The sequence below is a fragment of the Furfurilactobacillus curtus genome (assembly GCF_045862785.1).
Lineage (GTDB): Bacteria > Bacillota > Bacilli > Lactobacillales > Lactobacillaceae > Furfurilactobacillus > Furfurilactobacillus curtus.
Genome location: NZ_BQXO01000070.1, coordinates 1 through 456, shown reverse-complemented (window position 1 = coordinate 456; position 456 = coordinate 1). Strand labels below are relative to the sequence as shown.

1 protein-coding gene and 1 pseudogene are annotated in these 456 nt (G+C 39.1%); both read right to left on the bottom strand.

What is annotated here, in order from left to right; genetic code table 11:
- Positions 1–201, bottom strand: a pseudogene (locus tag ACKTR2_RS10495) (conjugal transfer protein); the annotation flags it as partial.
- Positions 202–456, bottom strand: a 255-nt coding sequence (locus ACKTR2_RS10490; protein WP_407885087.1) for a thioredoxin domain-containing protein, incomplete at its 5' end; no start/stop codon positions are given.

Genomic DNA, 456 nt, shown 5'->3' with positions numbered 1-456 from the left:
ACCCAAATACAAGTTGTAATAGTGCCAGGGGTGCAAGGCTAATTGTTTTAATACGGTTGGCATATGATCCGCAAAAGTTAGCTTATAGTGCGACAAGGCCATGACTGATCCAGCNAAAATCTCCGCTAAATACAAGCCAATGATTAGCGTTAGTAGATATGGCCAGCTGACTTTAACGCTGTTTAATAATTTGTCTTTCATCTAGTCACCTACTATCTGTTTAATCCTTTGTTGGTTGGTACCGGAGTATCGTTGCTTGCCATGGATCAAGGTTGGTACTGACGTTAATTGATATTTTTGAATGTAATGCCGATTCTGCGATTGATTCATATTAATCAAAATGATGTTGTGACTGATAACGTTATGCCAATAAATCCGATGGAAAATAGATTGACAATCCGAGCAATCCTCACGGTAAAAGAACAGAACTTTATCAGAATGCTTAGCCAGCGTCAC